1 protein-coding gene is annotated in these 1,280 nt (G+C 70.5%); it reads left to right on the forward strand.

Features of this window, described 5'->3' with window-relative positions; all coding sequences use genetic code 11:
• Positions 1 to 18: 18 nt before the first annotated feature.
• Positions 19 to 1,280: HNH endonuclease signature motif containing protein (locus tag AWC30_RS13270; protein ID WP_085110704.1), on the forward strand; the 1,262-nt coding region annotated here is incomplete at its 3' end.

The raw sequence follows: 1,280 nt of genomic DNA on the forward strand, positions 1-1,280 counted from the left end.
GTTTCTAGCGTCGGTGGTATGGCGACAGCGATGGCTCCCCAGGCGGCACAGGACCAAATCCGCGCTGCCCTGGATGCCATCGACGCCGCCCACCGGGTGTTGCGCCAAACCTCCTCAGCGCTGACAAACACCGCGTTTCGCCTCGACGTGGCCGAACGCCTGGAAACTCAGGAGCGGGTCAACCGCGCCCTGATGTATCGCGTCTTCGACGAGCTGGCCGAACCCAGCACCGAACGCGGCGCCGCCGACGCCATCCGCGGCGCCCTCTGGGAACGCCTCAACATCGCACCGCGGGAGATCACCCGCCGCTTCCGCCAAGCCGCCCGCATCCGGCCCCGCCGCAGCCTGACCGGACCGACACTGCCTCCCGAACTTCCCGAGCTGGCCGCCGCCGTCGCCGACGGTGCGATCGGCGACGACCACATCCGCGTCATCTGCCGCGCCCTCGACACCCTGCCCACCCGGTTGTCGCCGGCCGCGGTCACCGACGCCGAACGCTCCCTGGTCGAACACGCCCGCGAACTCGACTCCGACCTACTCACCCGCATCGGCCAACGCATCCACGACCACCTCAACCCCGACGGCACCTTCACCGACGACGACCGCGCCCGCCGCCGCTATCTCCAACTCGGCCGCCAAGGACCCGACGGCATGTCGCGCCTCCGCGGCCTACTCGACCCCGAAACCCGCGCCTACCTCGAAGCCATCACCGCCGCCGTCCGCCCAGGACGCCACCAACCCGACACCCCCAACACCCCCGCTACCGCACTGCTCGGCGGGGATGCCCGCAGCGCCGGACAACGCTGCCACGACGCCCTCAAACTCGCCTTATCCACCGCCATCGCCTCGGGCAACATGGGCACCCACCGCGGCCACCCCGTCACCGTGGTCGTCACCACCACCCTGGGCGAGCTGGAGACCGCCGCGGCCAACGCCACCGACCCCCACGCGACCATGCCCACCCCCGCACGCACCGGCGGAGGCTCCTGGCTACCCATGCGCGACCTGATCCGCATGGCCGCCCACTCCATCCACTACCTCGCCGTCTTCGACGACCACCTCAAACGCCCGCTCTACCTCGGCAGACAAAAACGCATCGCCACCGCCGACCAACGCCTCATCTGCTACGCCCGCGACCGCGGCTGCACCCACCCCAACTGCTGCGAACCCGGCTACCACTGCGAAGTCCACCACACCCCCGACTGGACCAACGGCGGCCACACCAACGCCGACAAACTCCACTTCGCCTGCGGCCCCCACCACGGCGCCATCACCCGCGG

It is taken from the genome of Mycolicibacillus trivialis (assembly GCF_002102395.1).
GTDB classification, from domain to species: domain Bacteria; phylum Actinomycetota; class Actinomycetes; order Mycobacteriales; family Mycobacteriaceae; genus Mycobacterium; species Mycobacterium triviale.